Origin of the sequence: Wolbachia endosymbiont of Drosophila simulans wHa (genome assembly GCF_000376605.1) — a bacterium.
Taxonomy (GTDB): domain Bacteria; phylum Pseudomonadota; class Alphaproteobacteria; order Rickettsiales; family Anaplasmataceae; genus Wolbachia; species Wolbachia pipientis.
In genome coordinates this window covers 262,178-280,649 of record NC_021089.1, presented here as the reverse complement: position 1 = coordinate 280,649, position 18,472 = coordinate 262,178, and the positions used below count along the sequence as shown (strand labels likewise).

General features: G+C 35.2%; 8 protein-coding genes and 3 pseudogenes. 6 read left to right on the top strand and 5 right to left on the bottom strand.

The window, feature by feature from the left end:
- Positions 1-24: 24 nt before the first annotated feature.
- Entirely contained in the window at positions 25-921 is an 897-nt protein-coding gene (locus tag WHA_RS01235; protein WP_015588912.1) for an Rpn family recombination-promoting nuclease/putative transposase, read from the top strand.
- Entirely contained in the window at positions 922-1,461 is a 540-nt protein-coding gene (locus tag WHA_RS01230) for a pyrimidine dimer DNA glycosylase/endonuclease V (protein WP_010082266.1), read from the top strand.
- 702 nt (positions 1,462-2,163) lie between these two features.
- On the opposite strand, the gene WHA_RS01225 is transcribed toward WHA_RS01230, so the two are convergent.
- Entirely contained in the window at positions 2,164-4,593 is a 2,430-nt protein-coding gene (locus WHA_RS01225) for a TomO hydrophobic C-terminal domain-containing protein (RefSeq protein WP_015588911.1), read from the bottom strand.
- A gap of 242 nt (positions 4,594-4,835) precedes the next feature.
- Between WHA_RS01225 and cifA the strand changes: the two are divergent.
- The 4 genes and pseudogenes from cifA to WHA_RS01200 all read left to right on the top strand — a co-directional run bounded on the left by cifA (position 4,836) and on the right by WHA_RS01200 (position 14,743).
- Positions 4,836-6,255, top strand: a pseudogene (gene cifA / locus WHA_RS01220) (cytoplasmic incompatibility factor CifA).
- Between the two features lie 75 nt (positions 6,256-6,330).
- Positions 6,331-9,822, top strand: a pseudogene (gene cifB, locus WHA_RS06720) (cytoplasmic incompatibility factor CifB).
- 956 nt (positions 9,823-10,778) lie between these two features.
- Complete coding sequence (locus WHA_RS01205) at positions 10,779-12,239, top strand: ankyrin repeat domain-containing protein (protein ID WP_015588910.1); 1,461 nt, start codon at positions 10,779-10,781, stop codon at positions 12,237-12,239.
- Entirely contained in the window at positions 12,221-14,743 is a 2,523-nt protein-coding gene (locus WHA_RS01200) for an ankyrin repeat domain-containing protein (protein ID WP_051062200.1), read from the top strand. Before WHA_RS01205 ends, WHA_RS01200 begins: the two co-directional genes overlap by 19 nt.
- Positions 14,744-14,852: 109 nt before the next feature.
- On the opposite strand, the gene WHA_RS01195 is transcribed toward WHA_RS01200, so the two are convergent.
- The 4 genes and pseudogenes from WHA_RS01195 to WHA_RS01185 form a co-directional block, all read right to left on the bottom strand.
- A complete protein-coding gene (locus tag WHA_RS01195; RefSeq protein ID WP_015588908.1) occupies positions 14,853-15,941 on the bottom strand; it encodes an IS481-like element ISWpi2 family transposase in 1,089 nt (362 codons plus the stop codon).
- Between the two features lie 60 nt (positions 15,942-16,001).
- A pseudogene (locus tag WHA_RS06715) lies at positions 16,002-16,121 on the bottom strand (MarR family transcriptional regulator); the annotation flags it as partial.
- A 16-nt stretch (positions 16,122-16,137) separates the two neighbouring features.
- Positions 16,138-17,367 carry a DNA modification methylase gene (locus WHA_RS01190; protein ID WP_015588907.1) on the bottom strand — a complete coding sequence of 410 codons (1,230 nt, stop codon included), beginning with the start codon at positions 17,365-17,367 and terminating at the stop codon, positions 16,138-16,140.
- A 124-nt stretch (positions 17,368-17,491) separates the two neighbouring features.
- Positions 17,492-17,968, bottom strand: a complete 477-nt coding sequence (locus tag WHA_RS01185) for a crossover junction endodeoxyribonuclease RuvC (protein ID WP_015588906.1) — start codon at positions 17,966-17,968, stop codon at positions 17,492-17,494.
- Between the last annotated feature and the right edge of the window lie 504 nt (positions 17,969-18,472).

The window sequence follows — 18,472 nt, the reverse complement described above, 5'->3', positions numbered from 1 at the left end:
TAATGCTTTTTAAGTGGATTTCCTATGGCTCTTTCGAAGTTTCTCGATCCCAAGAATGATATATCGTTCAAGCGCATCTTTGGTACTAAAAAAAATAAAGATATCCTTATTCACTTTCTTAATGATATTCTCGGCTTTGCTGGAACAAATGCAATACAGGATATAGAGTTTTTAAGTACTATTCAAGATCCTGATATTGCTTCTAAAAAACAAAGCATTGTTGATGTTCTTTGTAGAGATAAAAATGGGCTGCAAGTGATAGTCGAAATGCAGGTCGCTAAAACTAAGGGCTTTGAAAAACGTGCTCAATACTATGCTGCTAAAGCCTATTCAAGACAGGCTGACAAAGGCGATCAATATCATGACCTTAAGGAAATTATCTTTATTGCTATAGCAGACTGTATTTTATTTCCTGATAAGTCTGAGTATAAGTCAAAGCATACCATTCGCGATGAAGATACTAATGAACATGATCTAAAAGATTTTTACTTTATATTTATTGAGTTGCCTAAATTTCCAAAAACCAAAGAAGATCAGCTTTCAAGTATTGTTGAGAAATGGGTCTACTTCTTTAAATATGCAGATGAGACTAGTGAAGAAGAGCTGGAAAAAATAATAGGTAGTGATCTAATAATTAAAAAGGCCTATGAAGAACTAAATAGGTTCAACTGGTCAGAAAAAGAATTTATTGCCTATGAACAGGAAATAAAACGTATTCTTGATGAACAGGCTGTCCTTGCTCAAAAACTTGATGATGCTACTGCAAAAGGCATCCTCATCGGACATGAAAAAGGCAGAAAAGAGAGGGAAATTGAAGTTGCAAAGAATCTACTTAAAGCAGGAGTTTCTATTGATATCATAGCTCAAACTACTGGTCTTACAGCTAATGAAATTAAAGACTTAAGCTCTTTGGATGTTTAGATGAACATCTTTGTACTAGATGAAAACCCAGAGATTGCGGCAAAAATGTTATGTGATAAGCATATAGTAAAAATGCTATTAGAAACTGCTCAGTTACTGAGTAATGTTTTTTCAATAGCATTAAAAGTGCCAAATCCTTTAGTCAGCATCACAGACCAGAATATAGAAGTTCCATATAAACTTACTCACAAAAACCACCCTTGTTCTCTATGGGCTAGACAATCCAAAGGGAACTTTTTCTGGTTAATAAAATACGGAAGGGAGCTGTGCAAAGAGTATACTTGGCGATATAAAAGAAAACATAGATCAGAAGAAGTTATAGATTGGTGTGATAGTAATAAGAATTTGCTTGTTTTTCAATCAACCGATATAAAGCCTTTTGTACAGGCGTTACCAGATCAATATAAGTCTAGTCATTCAGTAAAAGCTTACAGAGAGTACTACCTAAAAGAAAAGATGAGGTTTGCTAAGTGGGAAAAGGGTAGAGAAGTACCGGATTGGTTGCTAAGCAGAATCGTACGTCTGAAAAGCCGCAAATAAAAAGAACGCCTTAATTAGTAGAGAGGAAGGTGCATAAAAACTAAAACATCTTCTCACTTTAACTCTTAATTAGATTTGAGGTAAATCATTAAAATCTCCACTCTTTTAACTGAGTCTGATAAAATTTAAAAACGGCAGTTTATTGAATACTTTACATGATTAAACCATTAAAACTCTTCAATTTTACTGAATTGATGGTAATTTCAAGGTATTTGCTGCTCAAATTTAGATACATGCTAATTTCTCTATTATAAATACTTAAATTATAAACTATTTACTCTTTAATTTTGGTTATTAGTACTGCGATCCAGAGGTATTCCAACATCACTCACTTCAGAAGAGCAAAGTACTCTGATAATCTGGAATTTCAAAGTAAGGTCTCGATATTACTTCTTTTATAACCTAACGAAAATCTGAGTTCAGAACATAAAACCAGTCCCTTAATATAACTACTTTGCTGTTCCCTTACTATCATTTACAAAGAAGCCCTTATATTTTTCTACTAAATCTGGTCTTTTCTTCATCTATATCTCCTTCTACACCTAGAACTCTATTCGCCAATTCCCTATTCTCTAGAGAAATAAGTAATGCTCTATATCACCGTCAGAAATTAATCTGCCGCACCGAGAACTGATAGACTTTTTTATCTTTCCCATTATCTCTTTTCTTGGGGTGAGTAAAACAATATATTTTTCCACATAGTTATAAGCTGGGAACCATAAAAACAGCTTCATGATCAGCCATTTTAAAAGTTCGATCAAGTTCAATATTCCTAAGCGTTGTACTTGCCTTATATGAACAATAACATCCCAATGTAAGGAAAGTTAATGCAGTCAAAGCAAGTGAAATAGATATTCCTAAATGAGACATTGTTAAACTTGTGCCAACAGCAAATACTCCAGATAATATAAGAGAAGCAGAGGCATAAATTATTTGCTTTCTACTCTGAGCTCTTGCTTCTGAGAATTGAGATTTTACTGCTGAACTTTGTTCAGAGACTCGAGATAGGTTGCTAGTCCTTTTACTATAACCTTGTTTTACATTAACACCCACAGACTCAGTGGCAACTTTTGAATCCATCTCATCCTGGATTGATATATCAATATTTTCCGGCTGTTCATTAGCTAGAATAAGCTCATCATGCAAATTTTTTACAGAGCAAAAATGTGAGGGATCGATACTAAAGCTTTCTTCAATGCCTTCTAATCGTTTATTCTCTTCCTTTAATCGTTCTATATTTCCTCGTAATATACTATTTTCTAATAGCAATTCCTCACATTGTTTCCCTTTTGCATCTATCTCTTGTTCCAGCTTTACTAGTTTAATTTCATAGTCTTTACATAACTCAGCTTTTCCTTCCGGTATATCTGCATCCTCCACTTGTATACACGAATCTTCGGTTTCTCTTTTTGTCTTTTCCGCTCTTAACAAATACTCATAATCATCTTCTAACCCATTTATTTTTTGCATTAATCGTTGATTGTTCTCATTCAGCCCATTTATAACTTCCTGCATCTTTTCTTTTTTATTAAATAGCAATTCCTTTTCTTCTTTCGCTGTAGCAAGTTTTTCCTTAAGTTCATCATTTTCTGCTAGAAAATCTTTATTCTCTTTTTCAAGTTTACCTACTTTTTTCTCTAACTCTTGAACACTGTTATCTAAGGATTCATTCATCTTTTCCAATCCCTTCAATTTTTGTTCAAGATACATGCTTTTAGAATCACTTTGTGGTAATCTTGTACCAATATCTACGAGAATTTCTCCTACAAAATCCATAAACTTTTTGAAATGTCTCTCATGAACTATCACTTCTTCACTTAGTGTAGTATTACCCAGCTTTTCCACAATTTCTTGGATTTTTTTTAAACTATTGGATAATAGCTCCATTCGTTCAACAATTTTAGTTACTTCACTTACGTTCAATTCATCACTCAGATCTGCATTACTAGTATAATTCTCACCAGTGGTAACTAGGTTAGATGGATTGGCAGGTTTAATCGGGGTACTCGTATCAACAGAAGCTCCAAATGGCATAAACAGTGCACTTCGGCTGCTCTTAATCGATCTACCTAGTGAAGGTATATCACTATTATAAAGTGTTCTATCACCACTAGAGGCAACTTGCTCTTGTCTATAATTTGTAGAAGTTCCTGTTGGACTAGTACCATTTTTCTGATCTTCTCTACTGCTTTCATTCGTAAAGCGCTTCACTCCCATTACCCTCCTAACATTCTCTCCAAGTTCTTCTCTTTCGATTATAATACGAGATTCATTTTTTTCATAGTTAATTTTATCATATAATTGTTCACATTCTTTGTAGGACAATATTGGTTGTAGCGTCTTCTTCTTTACTTCTTCATCGTAGAAAGCTCTCAGCTTATCATTTGATAATATTGCTATAGCTTCTTTTACATCAGGATGCAATTGAGAATGCCCATTTTTGCATGAATGAACACGGTTCAGTAGAAAAATCTTAACAGAGTGTTGCTTGTATTCCATAATTTCCTCTAATGTAATCCCCATAACTTTTTCTTGTGATTCTATGTATCCTAGAGCTTCTTCAAAGTCTTGTCTGTTAGAGGTGAGAGGTTGAGCTTTTTTTAACTTTTTGATCTCACTATCTTTTGGATGCACACCATTAACTTCAATAACAGGGATAACACTTGCAGAGTCAATCGCATTTAACACAATACTACAATCATCTTGATTTTTTAGGAAAGCTTTTAGCTGTTTTTTAAAGTTCAATAAATTACTTAATTTATCTTCATTAGTTTTAGATTTTTTGATTTGATCATAAACGTTTCTGGCTGCTTGGTTATTCTCTTTATCAGTCCTTATTTTACTTTCTAACTTACCAAGGAGTTTGCTCAGTGGTTTTTTAAGTTTCTTATAATCGTTAACAAGCAGTTCTCTTATCCGTCTTTCAAAATCTCCTTTTTCTTTGAATCTCAAAACAGTATATAGATCATCTTCAGCCCTCTGCTGATCGGATTTTGTATTTACAACCATAACCTTACCTAACACTAACAGATACTGCTGAACAGAACTTAAGGGCGAAGTTAAAACACACTTAGTTAAAGTCATAAGCACTTCTCCAATTAATCTTACTAATATTCTTCTGGAAAACAACATATCTACTGACCTTATTCTTGGGAATATAAATAGAAAAAGTGCATCACCTATAGTCTCCAGAAAACCTGGTGTTAGCTGTCAAATTAAGATTTCTAGAAAATACTCAATAATTCCAGACAGATTTCTCTAGGCCTGACCAGAACGTTTGGGTATCAAATAGGTCTTTCTGGAGTAATTAGGTGTTGCAACTTAGTTACAAATTTAGTACCATAGCGTTGTTTTCATGATATAGGGAGGTTTAAATGCCAATAGAAACAAAACGTCAGGCTGAAGTGCTTAAAAAGCTACAAGATGTGATAAAACATACAGATCGTGACATTGCGGCTGGAAGAAAGTTAGCTATTAAAAGGTGGGTCGAGACCTATATAGAGTATATCAAACTTTTTAAGGATGATAAGCTGGAATTCTTATATAATGTTTTTCGAGATGAAGGTTGTTGGTTAGGTACAAGGTTAAATAATACTGTTTTAGGTCAGAAATTGACTGAAGAGAAAATAGGAGAAATCGATAACCCACTACCAAGGTATGGCATCTAGGTACTGTATAACGGGCAAGATAGGTGATTTTTTCAACAAACAGTTTGTACTCTCTAGAGGTCAATTTACTTCAGAAGAGGTAGATAGTCAAGGTAATCCGATCAGTGATCAATATGTAAGAAACATTCTGCTATCATCCATGAAGAGAAATGGTCCTGTGTTTGATTTCTGGATCGATAGAGAATCTGGGGAATTAAAGAAGTATGATGCAGTAGAAGGTTTTGACAGTACTGTAAAACTTAAGTGGAGCGAAGGGGTAGAGTATTTTTATAATCAGTTAGAGGAAAAAGATAAGGAGAAGAAGCTTACAGAAGCTATTGTTGCTCTTTCTCGTCCTCAATCTGTTAAGAAAGACGCTCCTATTTTAGATTTTTGTGTAAGGAATATAGGCGATAAAGATACTCTTTTACAGAAATTATTGCAGAAAGATAAGGGAGTATATTCCCTTCTTGCTGAATTAATAGAGTCATGTTTTTTTGATACGGTTCATGATTTGGTACAGTGCTGGTGTTATAAAGGCGTTTCAGCAGGAGGAGACTGTTCGGACAAGATATTCTCACAGCAAGACTATGAACTTTTTCTTTATTCACTTTCAAATGTGATGTTGAAAAATCCTGAGTTAAGTGTTCAAGCTAGATCCCTTATTATGGAGATTTGGAAATGTGAACGCTTTGCTGAATACAGAGAGACCTCTGTTAATACTTCTAATTATACAGTTCCTATAAAGAGTGTACTTGGGGGATTAATCATTAATTGGAAACGAGAAGATGTTTGTAAGCCCGATAGGGAAATAGAGAAAGAAGAAATATTAGATATGATTTCATTTGCCAAAGGTTGCTTTCCTGAAAAGTTTGACCTTTTTAAAGAAGTCATGATAGAAAATCTTAGAATATGTGGTAGGGAAGGAAAGAGGAAAGGTGTAGATTACGGCAAGTTTGCAGAAGAGTTATTTCTTCAGTTAGAGAAAGTAACTTTACCTTCTGTAGGTGATGGTCCTTGGAATAATTTGCGGTCTCAATCTAAGGTATCTTTGCCACTTGATGGTTCTGGTGATGGCCCACAGTCTGAGTTTGAAGCTCCTAGTGTGAGTGGTATTTCTGGTTCTCATAAGAAAAGAAGAATCTAGTCTACTCATTAATGTGAGTGGTTTTTCTGGTCTTAGCAAATAGAGAGGTGCTTTGTGTCTTTAATAAGAAGTTTAGTGGATGGAGATCTTGATGGTTTTAGACAAGAGTTTGAATCCTTTTTAGATCAATGTCCATTTTTCTTGTATCATGTAAGTACAGGACGTTTCCTTCCTGTATTCTTTTTCAGTATGTTTGCTACTGCTCATGATGCTAATATCTTAAAAGCAAATGAGAGAGTGTATTTTCGTTTTGATAATCATGGTATTGATACAGGTGGTAGAAATAGAAATACAGGGAACCTAAAAGTCGCTGTTTATCGTGACGGACAGCAAGTTGTCAGATGCTACAGTATTTCTGATCGTCTTAATAGTGATGGGTTAAGGTTCAGTACAAGGGAAAGAAATGCTCTAGTGCGAGAGATTAGAGGGCAAAATCCAAATTTAAGGGAAGAAGACCTAAATTTTGAGCAATACAAAGTATGCATGCATGGAAAGGGCAAGAGTCAGGGAGAGGCGATTGCAACAGTATTCGAGGTGATTCGTGAAAAAGATTCTCAAGGTAGAGATAGATTTGCTAAATATTCAGCGTCTGAGATTAGCCTTCTTAGGCATATAGAACGCAATGGGATTAATGCGCCTGCGCCACGCAGTTTGTTGACAGTTAAGGAAATAGGAAGTATACGACTCAATCAAGATCAGAGAGTACAGCTTGGTCATTTGGTCAATTTTGTGCAAGTTGCACCGGGTCAGCAAGGGATTTTCAGTTTTATGGAAGTGCTAGCAAGTAACCAAAGAATAAATATAGAACGTGGAATAAATGAAGGAATTTTGCCATACATAACTCGAATCTATCGTAGTTACCTAGGCAGCCTACAAAATGACATTCAAAATCGCAGTCAAAAGTTTGAGAGTCACGGATTTTTCTTAGGTTTGTTGGCAAATTTTATTCATCTCTACACAATAGATATTGACCTTGACTTGTCTCCTGGAAATTCATATGTTGCTTTTCTTATATGTCATCAGGCAGAGAGAGAAAACATTCCTATCGTTATTAATGTTACTAGATGGAGGACATCGTCTGATATTGCATTAAACCGCGCTAGAGCTGATGCTAAAAGATTACATGCTTCTTCATTTATATCTATTCACACTGAATCAAGAAATGCTGTTTGTATTGGATTAAATTTTAATCTGAATATAGATCCTTTTAGTATTGATACAGTAGAGTTTTTAGAGAATAGATTTCCTTTGGTACAAAGATTATTTGAGTGTTTGGAGGATGAAGGAATTAGAGAAAATATTAGAGATTTCTTGCTTTAACATCTTCCTAACGAAATACCAAGAAATGCAGAGAATTATAACAGAATATTTGATTGCATAACTGGTTTTGCTTTTGGGAATAGTATTTTAGAAGAGTTCAGATTAGTAAACGCAGTTCAACAACGTGTAAGAAAGTATATATTTAGATATGGTGATGAGAATCATGCTTTAACCATGGTCTTCCATACTAAAGGTTCTGATATAGTTATACTTCATATTAGAGATAACAACGCTGTACAACAAGGAGCCATCAATTTACAAGATCTTAATGTTGACGGAAATAATGTTCATGTACGGGAAGTTTCATGCACACTTAATAATCAACTTGGCCTTAATATTCATACAGATAACCTTGGTTTATATCACAATTACCAAAATAATAATGCAAATAATTTTCTTGGTGGTAATCTTGTGCAAGTGCCTAATGCTGGAAATGTGCATAATGCTTTAAATCAAGTTATGAATGATGGCTGGCAAGATAGATTTCAGCATCAAGAATTATTTAGAAACATTTCTGCAGTATTAATGCCAGAAGATACGCATGGCAATATGATAATAGATGTAAATAGCAAAGATAAGTTTCGCTCTATACTACATGGTACATTTTATGCTAGTGATAATCCTTATAAAGTGCTTGCTATGTATAAAGTTGGTCAAACATATAGTTTAAAAAGGTGGCAGGAAGAAGAAGGAGAAAGGGTAATACTTACAAGAGTTACAGAACAGAGACTAGGTCTTCTATTATTAAGACAACCTACAGCAGATACTCACCCAATTGGATATGTATTAGGATTTGCTGATAATGCAGAAGAAGTAGAACAGGAGCAAGACGAGGCAAGGTACAAAATAACAGAATTGATGAGCAAACAAAGGGGATATTTGCCTATTACTTCTGGAAATGAGGTGGTTTTGTCTTATGCTGTATTTAATAGAGGTGCACAGAGAGCAGAAGACTTTATATCTCTTCCACAACAAGCAGTGTATGTACATAGACTTGATCGTCGTGGTCATGACTCAAGACCAGAAGTATTAGTGGGACCTGAAAGTGTTATTGATGAAAATCCACCAGAAAATCTATTGTCAGATCAAACTCGTGAAAATTTCAGGCGCTTTTACATGGAAAAAAGACCAGGACAGAACTCGATTTTTTTGCTTGATATAGATGATAATCTGCACGTTCCATTTAGTTACTTGCAAGGTACTAGAGCACAGGCAATAGAAACATTAAGGTCAAGAATAAGGGGAGGTGGTACTTCTACAGCACAAGGAATATTACAACAAATAAACACTATCCTTCGTAGAAACAACGCTCGTGAAATAGAAGATGTGCATAATCTACTTGCACTAGACTTTGCAACAGAAAATCAAAATTTCCGTTATTGGCTACAAACTCATGACATGTTTTTCGCTGCACGACAATATACTTTCCATGATGATCGATCTAATCCAACTAATGATCGTCATGATTTTGCAATAACTTCAGTAGGAGTCGATGGAAATCAAAATGATCCAACAGGTAGGGACTTATTAAGTAGTAACATAGATAACTTTAAACAAAAAGTAGATTCGGGTGAAAAAGATAGATTAACTGCTATTATTAATGTAGGTAATCGTCATTGGGTTACATTAGTTATTGTCCACCAAAATGGAAATTATTATGGGTATTATGCTGATTCACTTGGTCCAGATAGTCGTATTGACAATAATATTCGAGGAGCTTTAAGAGAATGTGATATTAGCGATGATAATGTCCATGATGTTTCCGTTCATCAGCAAACAGATGGCCATAATTGTGGCATATGGGCATACGAAAATGCTAGGGATATTAACCAAGCTATTGATCAAGCTTTACAGGGAAATAGTAACTTTGGAGAGAAAGGTGAAGGTATTATAGGTTATATACGTGGTCTTCTTAGTGCAGGAATTGGAAATGACACTAGACAACCTCAAAGAAATGAACAATACTTTAGAAATCGGAGAAGAAATATTTCACAATTATTCCAAAATGATTCTCTATCTTCTCCTAGGGGTAGATTGATTCAAGGTCGTCCAGGAATTCAACATGAAATTGATCCATTACTATTACAATTTTTAGAACTCCAATATCCACAGCGTGGAGGTGGGGGAGCATTGCAATTAGGCGGAGAAAGAGTGATATCAATTGATTTTGGTCCGCAATCTGTATTGGATGAAATTGATGGAGTGAATAGAGTTTATGATCATAGCAATGGTAGAGGCAGTAGGTAGAGGTTAATAGGTGAATGAAGTATTTCTTTACTCCATATTTACGCGTTGGTTGTAATGGGTCTTTTAATTTATTTCTGCATATTTTTTTTGGGGGGTTGTTTATTAACAATAATATAGAAGATATTAATAAAGCTTTTGTCCGTAAAGCACATTCATGAGAGCGATATTTTCTTAAAATCAGCTAGCTTTAGATGCTGAAGTTGTGTACCGTTTAGAATAACTTCCTTAATTTTGGATATAAAATAATTTAAACGTAAGATCCACTGTAAAAGATAAGATTTAATTTGGAAGAAAAATTGATGTGATTAGAACTTGACCTTACATAGTATAGGAATATTTTTTATAAAAAGAACAATATCCATTTGAAATGTAAAATTATCATAAATTTTTCTTTTTGTTCTCAAATGAATTACTATTAATTTAGTATTATATATTGCTAATAACTTAAATAATCCAACCATTTCCAGCAACAAAAACCAGCAAGCGTGAGAAGAGTTTGTTTTGGGATGCGTTGGTCTACCAAATGATCTGTGCGAACTTTTTTATATTATAATTTTATTATATGCCAAAACCAGCTACATTGGCTCACTTTCGCTAAATCCACATACGAACTAATTTCCCTGACTTTGTCGCAAAGATTGCAAGTTCCTATTTTCATAACCCTACTTTTACGTAGCTTGTTCTCACAAAGATACGATCTTTTTGGGATCTTTGAAGAAGTAAATAATTGAAATCTTTGTAATACTTGGTTGCAATGTTTTTTAGAGACAAAAGGTATTTTCCTATATCTGAATACAATAAATTTGTAATTCTGAAAAAATATAAAACTATTGCTAATTATAATAATTGTGTAATAATTAAAACATAAGTTTTTAAGTTAAGGTAGTGTTATGGGTAATCAATTGGAAGAAGTATCTAATCCAACAAATATTCAAGCAGATTTAGAATAGAACAGTATGGTTGATGGAATAGAAAAGCGGTCAAAAGAACAAGGTTTTTATGCAACACAGACAATACCAATTTATCAAGTTAATCAAAATATTACGTATTCATATTTAGCTACGCTCGATAGTCACTTAAAAACAGATGAGCATTGTGTACACGAAAGTAATATACATACTGACTTACTTAATTTTGCTTTTCATGGTTCCTTAGAGAAAGTTCAAGATCTATTAAACAAAGGAGCTAGCGTTGAGATAGAAGACAACGATGGTAACACGCCTTTGCATTTTGCTGCTAGCAAGGGCCACTTCGTAATCGTTGAAGCCCTGTTAGAAAAAGGGGCTACTGTTGAGGTAAAAAACAATGAAGGCGCTACTGCGCTGCATATTGCTGCTCAGATGGGTCACTTAAACGTAGTTCAATTTCTGCTAGATAATGGTACTGATGTTGATGCGCAAAAATATAATGGTGACACTGCCTTACATATTGCTGCTGAAGCAGGCAAATTAGAAGTAGTTCAATTTCTGTTAAAAAGAGGTGCTAGTTTTGAGATACGAGGTTATCAAGACTGCACTGCTTTGCATTGTGCTGCTATAGGGGGAAACTTGAAAATAGTTCAGTTTTTATTGGGCAAAATGAATAATGCTGACATACGAAAGAATAGTTTCAAATGTGTCTTGCATATTGCTGCTCGAAAGGGTTACTTAGAAATCGTTAAAGCTCTATTAGACAAAGGTACTGATATTAATGCAACAAACTATGACGGCGATACTGCTTTAAATGAAGCTGCTGGATGTGGTCGTTTGAAAGTAGTTCAATTTTTGTTAGACAAAGGAGCTAGTTTTGAAGCACGAAACGAAGAAGGATGCACTGCTTTGCATATTGCTTGTGAGGTGGGCTATTTAGGCATAGTTAAAGCTCTGTTAGAAAAGGGATCTGATGTTAATGTAGTAAGCAAAAAAAATGGCGATACTCCATTACATGAAGCTGCTAGAATGAATCGCTACGATATAGTTGAATATCTTGTAGAGGAAGAAAAGGCTACTATTGATGTAAAAAACTTTAGATGTGAGACTCCTTCCGATTTGGCGGATTCCAATGGTTACAAAGATATAGTTAAGTATCTTAGTCTTCGAGTAAGGGAGTGTCCCAAAACCTCGGGAAGTCTGGCTGACAATAAAAATGTGATACAGTATCAAAAAGTGACAGAAAATAAACACCTAACTATAACTAATAGAGCAATAAAGACCAGTTTCTGTGTAGGCATAATGACCATGTTGACAAGTGTAGCTATTGGATGTATTGCTATTCATCTTAGTTTATCAATATCAGCTACTGCTGCATTGATTGTTGGGGCCATTGCTGGTGGCATTACATATGCAGTATTAAAGCCTAGTAGTAGGCTAAATGAATGTGAAGTGAATAGGCAAAGCTTACCTCAAATGCCTAAGGACGAATGTTGCATGTCATATTAGTTCTTGCATTTTATGTCATGCGTGTAAAAATGGTGCGTAGTATTTTTAACCGAGGTGGAGTTATGGAATTGAATAAATTGCAGGAAGTATTAAGTACTGCTAACGCTGATGTTGGTTTAAGTAAGAGTAATGTAGTTAGTAAAATAGAAGAGAGATTAAAACAAGTAGATCCAGGTACATTGTGCCAATTAAGTTTTGCTGTTTTAAAAAACAACAAACAAATGGTAGAAACCCTTATAAAAGGAGGAGCTGATGTTAACACAATTGATGCGTACAATCGTGATCCATTATATTATGCTATCTCACAAGGGAACACAAGAATGGTAGAGATCCTAATAAAAAATGGAGCAAGTGTTAATAAGAAGTATAATGACGGAAGCACTCCTCTACATCATGCTGTCTTGAGCCAAAAAATAAAAATAGTAGAGTATCTTATAAACAATGGGGCTGATGTTAATGCGTTAGATGAAAAACGGCGCACTCCATTATACTTAGCTGGACGAAGTACACAAATGGTCTCGATTCTCATGAAGAAGGGAGCATTCCCTTTACTGGAAAACAGAGATATTGAATTTTTAAAGGATCTAGCTAAACTCATTAAAGATGATGATACAGAGTATTTAAAGGAGGTAAAGGTAGAACAGAAGGAGGGGCGGGTAGATGATAAGTATGAGTCAATTAAATACTCGTTGCTGCTTAGTGATAACAGCTCTTTGACCTCTATTATTAAAAGGGAAAAATTCAAAAATTTAATATCTGATTGGTCTTTCAACGTACCTGATTTAAAAGATAACCAAAAAAATTTGAATAAGGCACTGTTAAATCTTCTTACAGACTTTCCATTTTGTGACATTACAAGGTTTGAGGACTTTTTACACGATAACAAAGGTGATGATCTAAAAGCTGTTCTCAATCTTCAAAGGGGAGAATCCAAATTGACAATACTACATGTAATACAAGGTATGGAGTATTTAGCAGTGGAAAAAGACATAGGTTGTGCAGTTAGTGCATTTATGACTTTACTTTTAAAATCTGGTGCTGATCCTAACATAGTTAACAGTGAAGGGCAAACACCTTTGCACTATGCTGCTTATTATAATACTTTAAATATACCTTTGCTTCTGAAAAAAGGAGCACGTAGTCAACCTGACAGACAAGGAAAAACTCCTCTAGACATTGTAATTATTAACAAAAAACCTTTTGAAGTGAATCTTTTAGAACAGATCTTTTTAACTCAGGAGCAATTGGAAGCAAAAAATGATTTAGAAGGTGTTTGCGGTCATAGCTTTAACACTAATCGACTAAGAAAGTTTTTCAATCAGCACAAAGGAAATGAAGGTCTTAAAGAGATTCTCAATCTCCGTGATTGCGAAGGAAAGTCTCGAGTTTTTCAAAAGATTAGGGAGGCTTGTTATGGTAATGAAACTCATTTCAAAGAAGCAAAAAAGTTGCTGCTAGAAGCAGGAGCGATTGATTACGAAGAGTGGAAGGACAAAAAACGTTTGCCTAAGCTTAGAACTCTATGGGATGATTTAATATTAGATCAGTCGGAAAAGTTGAAAATATTTTTGGGTAGGGTAAATAAATCCAAAGATATAGATGAGTTAAAACGCGTTGTAAACGAAGCTATAGAACTTGGGGTAAGGCTGAACTTTCCTAACCAGGGTAGTATATACGGAAAGGTATATGAAAAGGAATATAGTTTTACAGATTTTGTGATAAGAAAGATTAGTGAATTAAGAAAGAGTTCCGAAGGTTCAAGGAATATAGAGGTTGCTAGTGGTATAGTATGTCAATTGATATCAAAAGGGGCAATTTTGTACAACATAAGCAGTATATATGTAATTGACGAACTGGAAGAGTTTGAAAGCCACAAAGCTAATATGAAAAACGCTTATGCAGATTATGAGAATCGTGCTTTAGATTTCATAACAATCGTTCAAAGCGCAACAAGTGGTAAGGTAAGAGACGTAAAAATCGACAACTCTACTCTCTGTCTTGAATATTCACAGGATAGTAAAGTAGATGTTGCAAAGATTACAAATGGAGCAAGGGGTTTAGGTATCACTCAGGAAGGTGTACAATACGGAAGAAATATAATAAAGATAGGTAAGAGTGAGGTAGAAATTATAACGGAAAACGCTATAAGGAATTATGTAGGCCTAGCAGATGGTAGTAATATAGTATTGACTTTCGATACTGGCTTGGGAGAGTTGGAAGTGAGATTATACCCTGATAAGCAAAATCTAATAAAGGTAGAAGTAGAAGATCAAGAAAAGTGGAAAAAATTACAGAATTGTGAGGAACGAATAGGGGAAAAATGTTTGCTTGGTGGGTGTTCAGTACGTGATGCTATTGAACGAGGTTTTTTTACTAGATCTGGAGAGTTGATTCGTTCTGAAACAATTAGTCAATCTGATGCAACAAAAGTGGGCCCTTGGGCAAAGCGCGAAAAAATGAGAAAAGCTTCAAGTCTTGAAGAAACAGTAGGCCGTTCTCTATAATGAAGTGATGGTGATGTTAAGTTAACATTTTAAAAGATTTTTTGAGAAATTTGTCTTATTTGTATCTGTTCAGCCTGTAAAAGACAAGATTTGATCTGACAGACAAGAATTAACTGACAGAAGAATTGAGGTAGTCAAAACTAATATCAGGCTCTTGTGTAATGCTACTAATATTTTTCTGAAAAGCAATATATTTGCTATCAAGAAAAGTTTGCATAGGCGTTTTGCCATAGCAATATTTACCCGAGTGAGGTCTTGTCTCATTATAAGAACGCAACCAATGATCAACATCAATCTGTAGATCTTCCAAAGAACTGTAGATTTTCTTTCTAAAGATGATATTGTAACACTCATCTTGCATGGTTCTATGAAACCTTTTACATATGCCATTAGTCTGTGGAGAGTTGGCTTTAGTTCTAGAATGATCGATGTTTTCTATGCCCAAATAAAGCTGATAAGCGTGATTTTCGGGCTTGCCACAGTACTCCGTACCCCTATCAGTTAAAATGCGTAATAATGGAATTTTCTGCTCATCAAAAAATGGAATAACTCTATCGTTGAGAAGATCTGCAGCTGTAATAGCTGTTCTGTCCGTGTAAAGTTTAACCATTGCAACTCTGGAATAAGTATCAACAAAAGTTTGCTGATAAATGCGCCCTATACCTTTGATATTGCCCACATAATAGGTATCTTGAGAACCCAAATAACCTGGATGTTGCGTCTCAATTTCACCATGAGCTTCCCTTTGTTCTTTCACTTTTTCTAAAGCTGCAAGTTGTTCTTCAGTTAAAATGATTCCGTCTTGAGCTACTTTTGTCTCTAGTGCTTTAAGTCTCTTTTTGAGAGTTTCAAGGTCATTTCTTAGCCATACAGACCTTACTCCTCCCTGGGAAATTATTATACCTCTTTTTCTCAGTTCATTTGCAGCTCTTTCTTGCCCATATGCTGGAAATTCTGTTGCTATACCAATCACTGCTCTTTCTATATCGTCGGAAACTCTGTTTGCTAATAGCGGTTTTTTCTTACTTATTTCATGTAATGCTTCCTCTCCTCCATTTTCATATAACTCCTTAAAGCGATAAAATGTATCTCTTGAGTATCCCATCACTTTGCATGCTTGAGACACATTTCCTAGTTGTTTTGCTAGTTCTAATAATCCTAGCTTTGGTTTTAATATTTTTGTCTGTATTGTACTCATATCTAACACTCCTTTATTTTTATTATTTTTAACTTACTTTTTTAAAGTGTCAGGTCAAGTCTTATTTAATACACCATCCTCCAGCTCAACTATTCCTTTCTTTACTAAGTAACAGACGTATTGCTTTGAAACTCCTAGTTCTCTTGCCCATTCCGTCTGCGTGATTTTTCCTCCTTCCACTTTTTTCTCCCTTCTTTTACCGTTTTTCTTCTTGAATTTGTGCAAAGGTTTTGCCAGTATTAGAAAGTATCGCTTCTCTTCCCGTGTATACTTGCCAACGTTTTATGGTCACATCTACAAACGTAGGATCTAGCTCTATCGTTCTACAGATTCTTCCTGTCCTCTCACATGCAATCAACGTACTCCCAGACCCGCTAAATGGATCAAGAACTATGTCCCCTGGTCTACTGCTGTTTACTATCGCTCTCTCCATTAACTCCACTGGTTTCATCGTTGGGTGCAGTGAGTTGTACGTTGGCTTATCGTAAAACCAGAGATCACTTTGATTACGTCCTCCATGCCACTCACGCTTATTGCCATTTTTCCAACCGTAGAGTATTGTTTCGTATTGTCTTTGATAATCAGATCTTCCTAGCGTAAAATGATTCTTTGCCCAAATTATAAATGTCGACCAACGACCACCTGCTTCTTCAAATACCTTTTGCAGCGTTGCCAGCTCGGATGATGATGCACAGATGTAAATTGCACCTTTGGTGTACGCTAAAACGTGAGAACAAATGTCATACAGAAAAAGTTCGTATTTTTCACCTTGATCATCGTTTAGTATTTTTTTGTCTTCTCTTTCCTGACTGTCACCATATGCTACGTTATACGGAGGGTCACACACGGTAATATCTGCCATTTTATCGTCTAATACCGCTTTAAATGATTCAACCAGACAACTATCACCACAGTAGATTCGATGACCACCTAAAATCCATAGATCCCCTGGTTTTGTTATTTTTACCTTTTTGCTATCACCGGCTAAGTCGGAAAAATCTTCTTTTTCACTGTTTTCTCCATCTAAATCATCAAGAAAACGTTGAACCTTTTCCAGCTCAAATCCGGTCATTTTAAGGTCAAACTGCAAATCTTCTAACTCTTGAATTTCCACTTTTAAAAGATCATCGTCCCACTTTGCCCAGTTAGCTGATTGATTGGCAAGTAAACGAAAAGCTTTGGTTTGGGCTTCACTTAAGTTATCACTGAGGACTACGGGAATACTCTCCATACCCAGTTTTCTTGCTGCTTTGAGGCGTAAATGACCATCAACCACAGTGCCATCGCTTTTTGCAACTATTGGGATACGAAAACCAAATTCCCGAATAGAGGCACACATTCTGTTTACTACATCGTCATTCTTGCGAGGGTTACGATCGTATTCGACAAGATTTTCAACGGGGTAATAGTGGATTGCTAAATTCATATAATTGCTATGTTTAAATTCTTAATAACTTGTTAAAAAGTTAATAATCAAAATACGTCTGACGCTAGAGAGGGCCCGGGGTTTCGCTCCCAAGTCCGCCATTCTGGCCGAAAGGACCCACTTCCTATGTGTTATCTAGCATATTAAAATCTTTACTAAAATTATTAACATAGAACATCAATGCCAAAGCATCAGCTTCATTATCGTCTTGAGGGAAAAAACCTTTGCCCCTTACAGCTTCAATAACTTCACCCTTACTTGCATTGCCTTTGCCTGCTATGAAACGTTTTATCGTCTTCACCGGAACACCTTTGTATGGTATATGATGCTCTTCACACCAAGCAGTTAAAATGGCAAAAAAACCACCATAACAATGTGCAGCGTCAGTACCTAAATGTCTTCTCACTTCTTCAAAATACACTGCTTCAATATCTGAAAATCTTTCCCTCATCTCATTGAGCCACCTACGAAAATTTAAGAAGTGCATTCCACCTCCGCTGAAACGGCTACCATGAAAGTTTTTGCTCCCACTTTGAATTACTCCATCTGTAAGAATAGCCCAGCCGGTTTGTTTGCCGAGGTCTAGTGTTAAGATTGACATTTGCTATAATTTAAAACTGCAAGTAGCACTAAATATCATTTGGTTCCTTCAAAATACGCTATGAATGGGTTTTTATTGGCCAATGACAAGAATCTTATGCTACTACCTTAGTTAGGACTTGCTATTATATATATTCACCGATTTTACAAAAACTGTTCACTTTTTTTTAATTTTTCTTTGCAAAGCGTAAAAAACGTGCTAAACTCACCTGTGAGTTTACTATACAGCAATAGAATTGCTAAGAATGCCATTTATTCGAGTTCTAAGGGGTATTATATGCGTTCTTTGGTAATAGTAGTATTTGTACCCTAAAGTTGCATCTAGCCTTAAAACAAAGTTTTTACCTCATCTAAAAAAATACAAATTCTCAATTACGTAACTTACCAAAAGCCTAAATTTCTTTTGCTTCCTTCAATCTTTTCTACTCTGTTTATTTGCCGACTTTTGTGTTTGAAGCACATCTACACTCAATGCCCCTATACTCCGGATTTCTCACCACTTTTT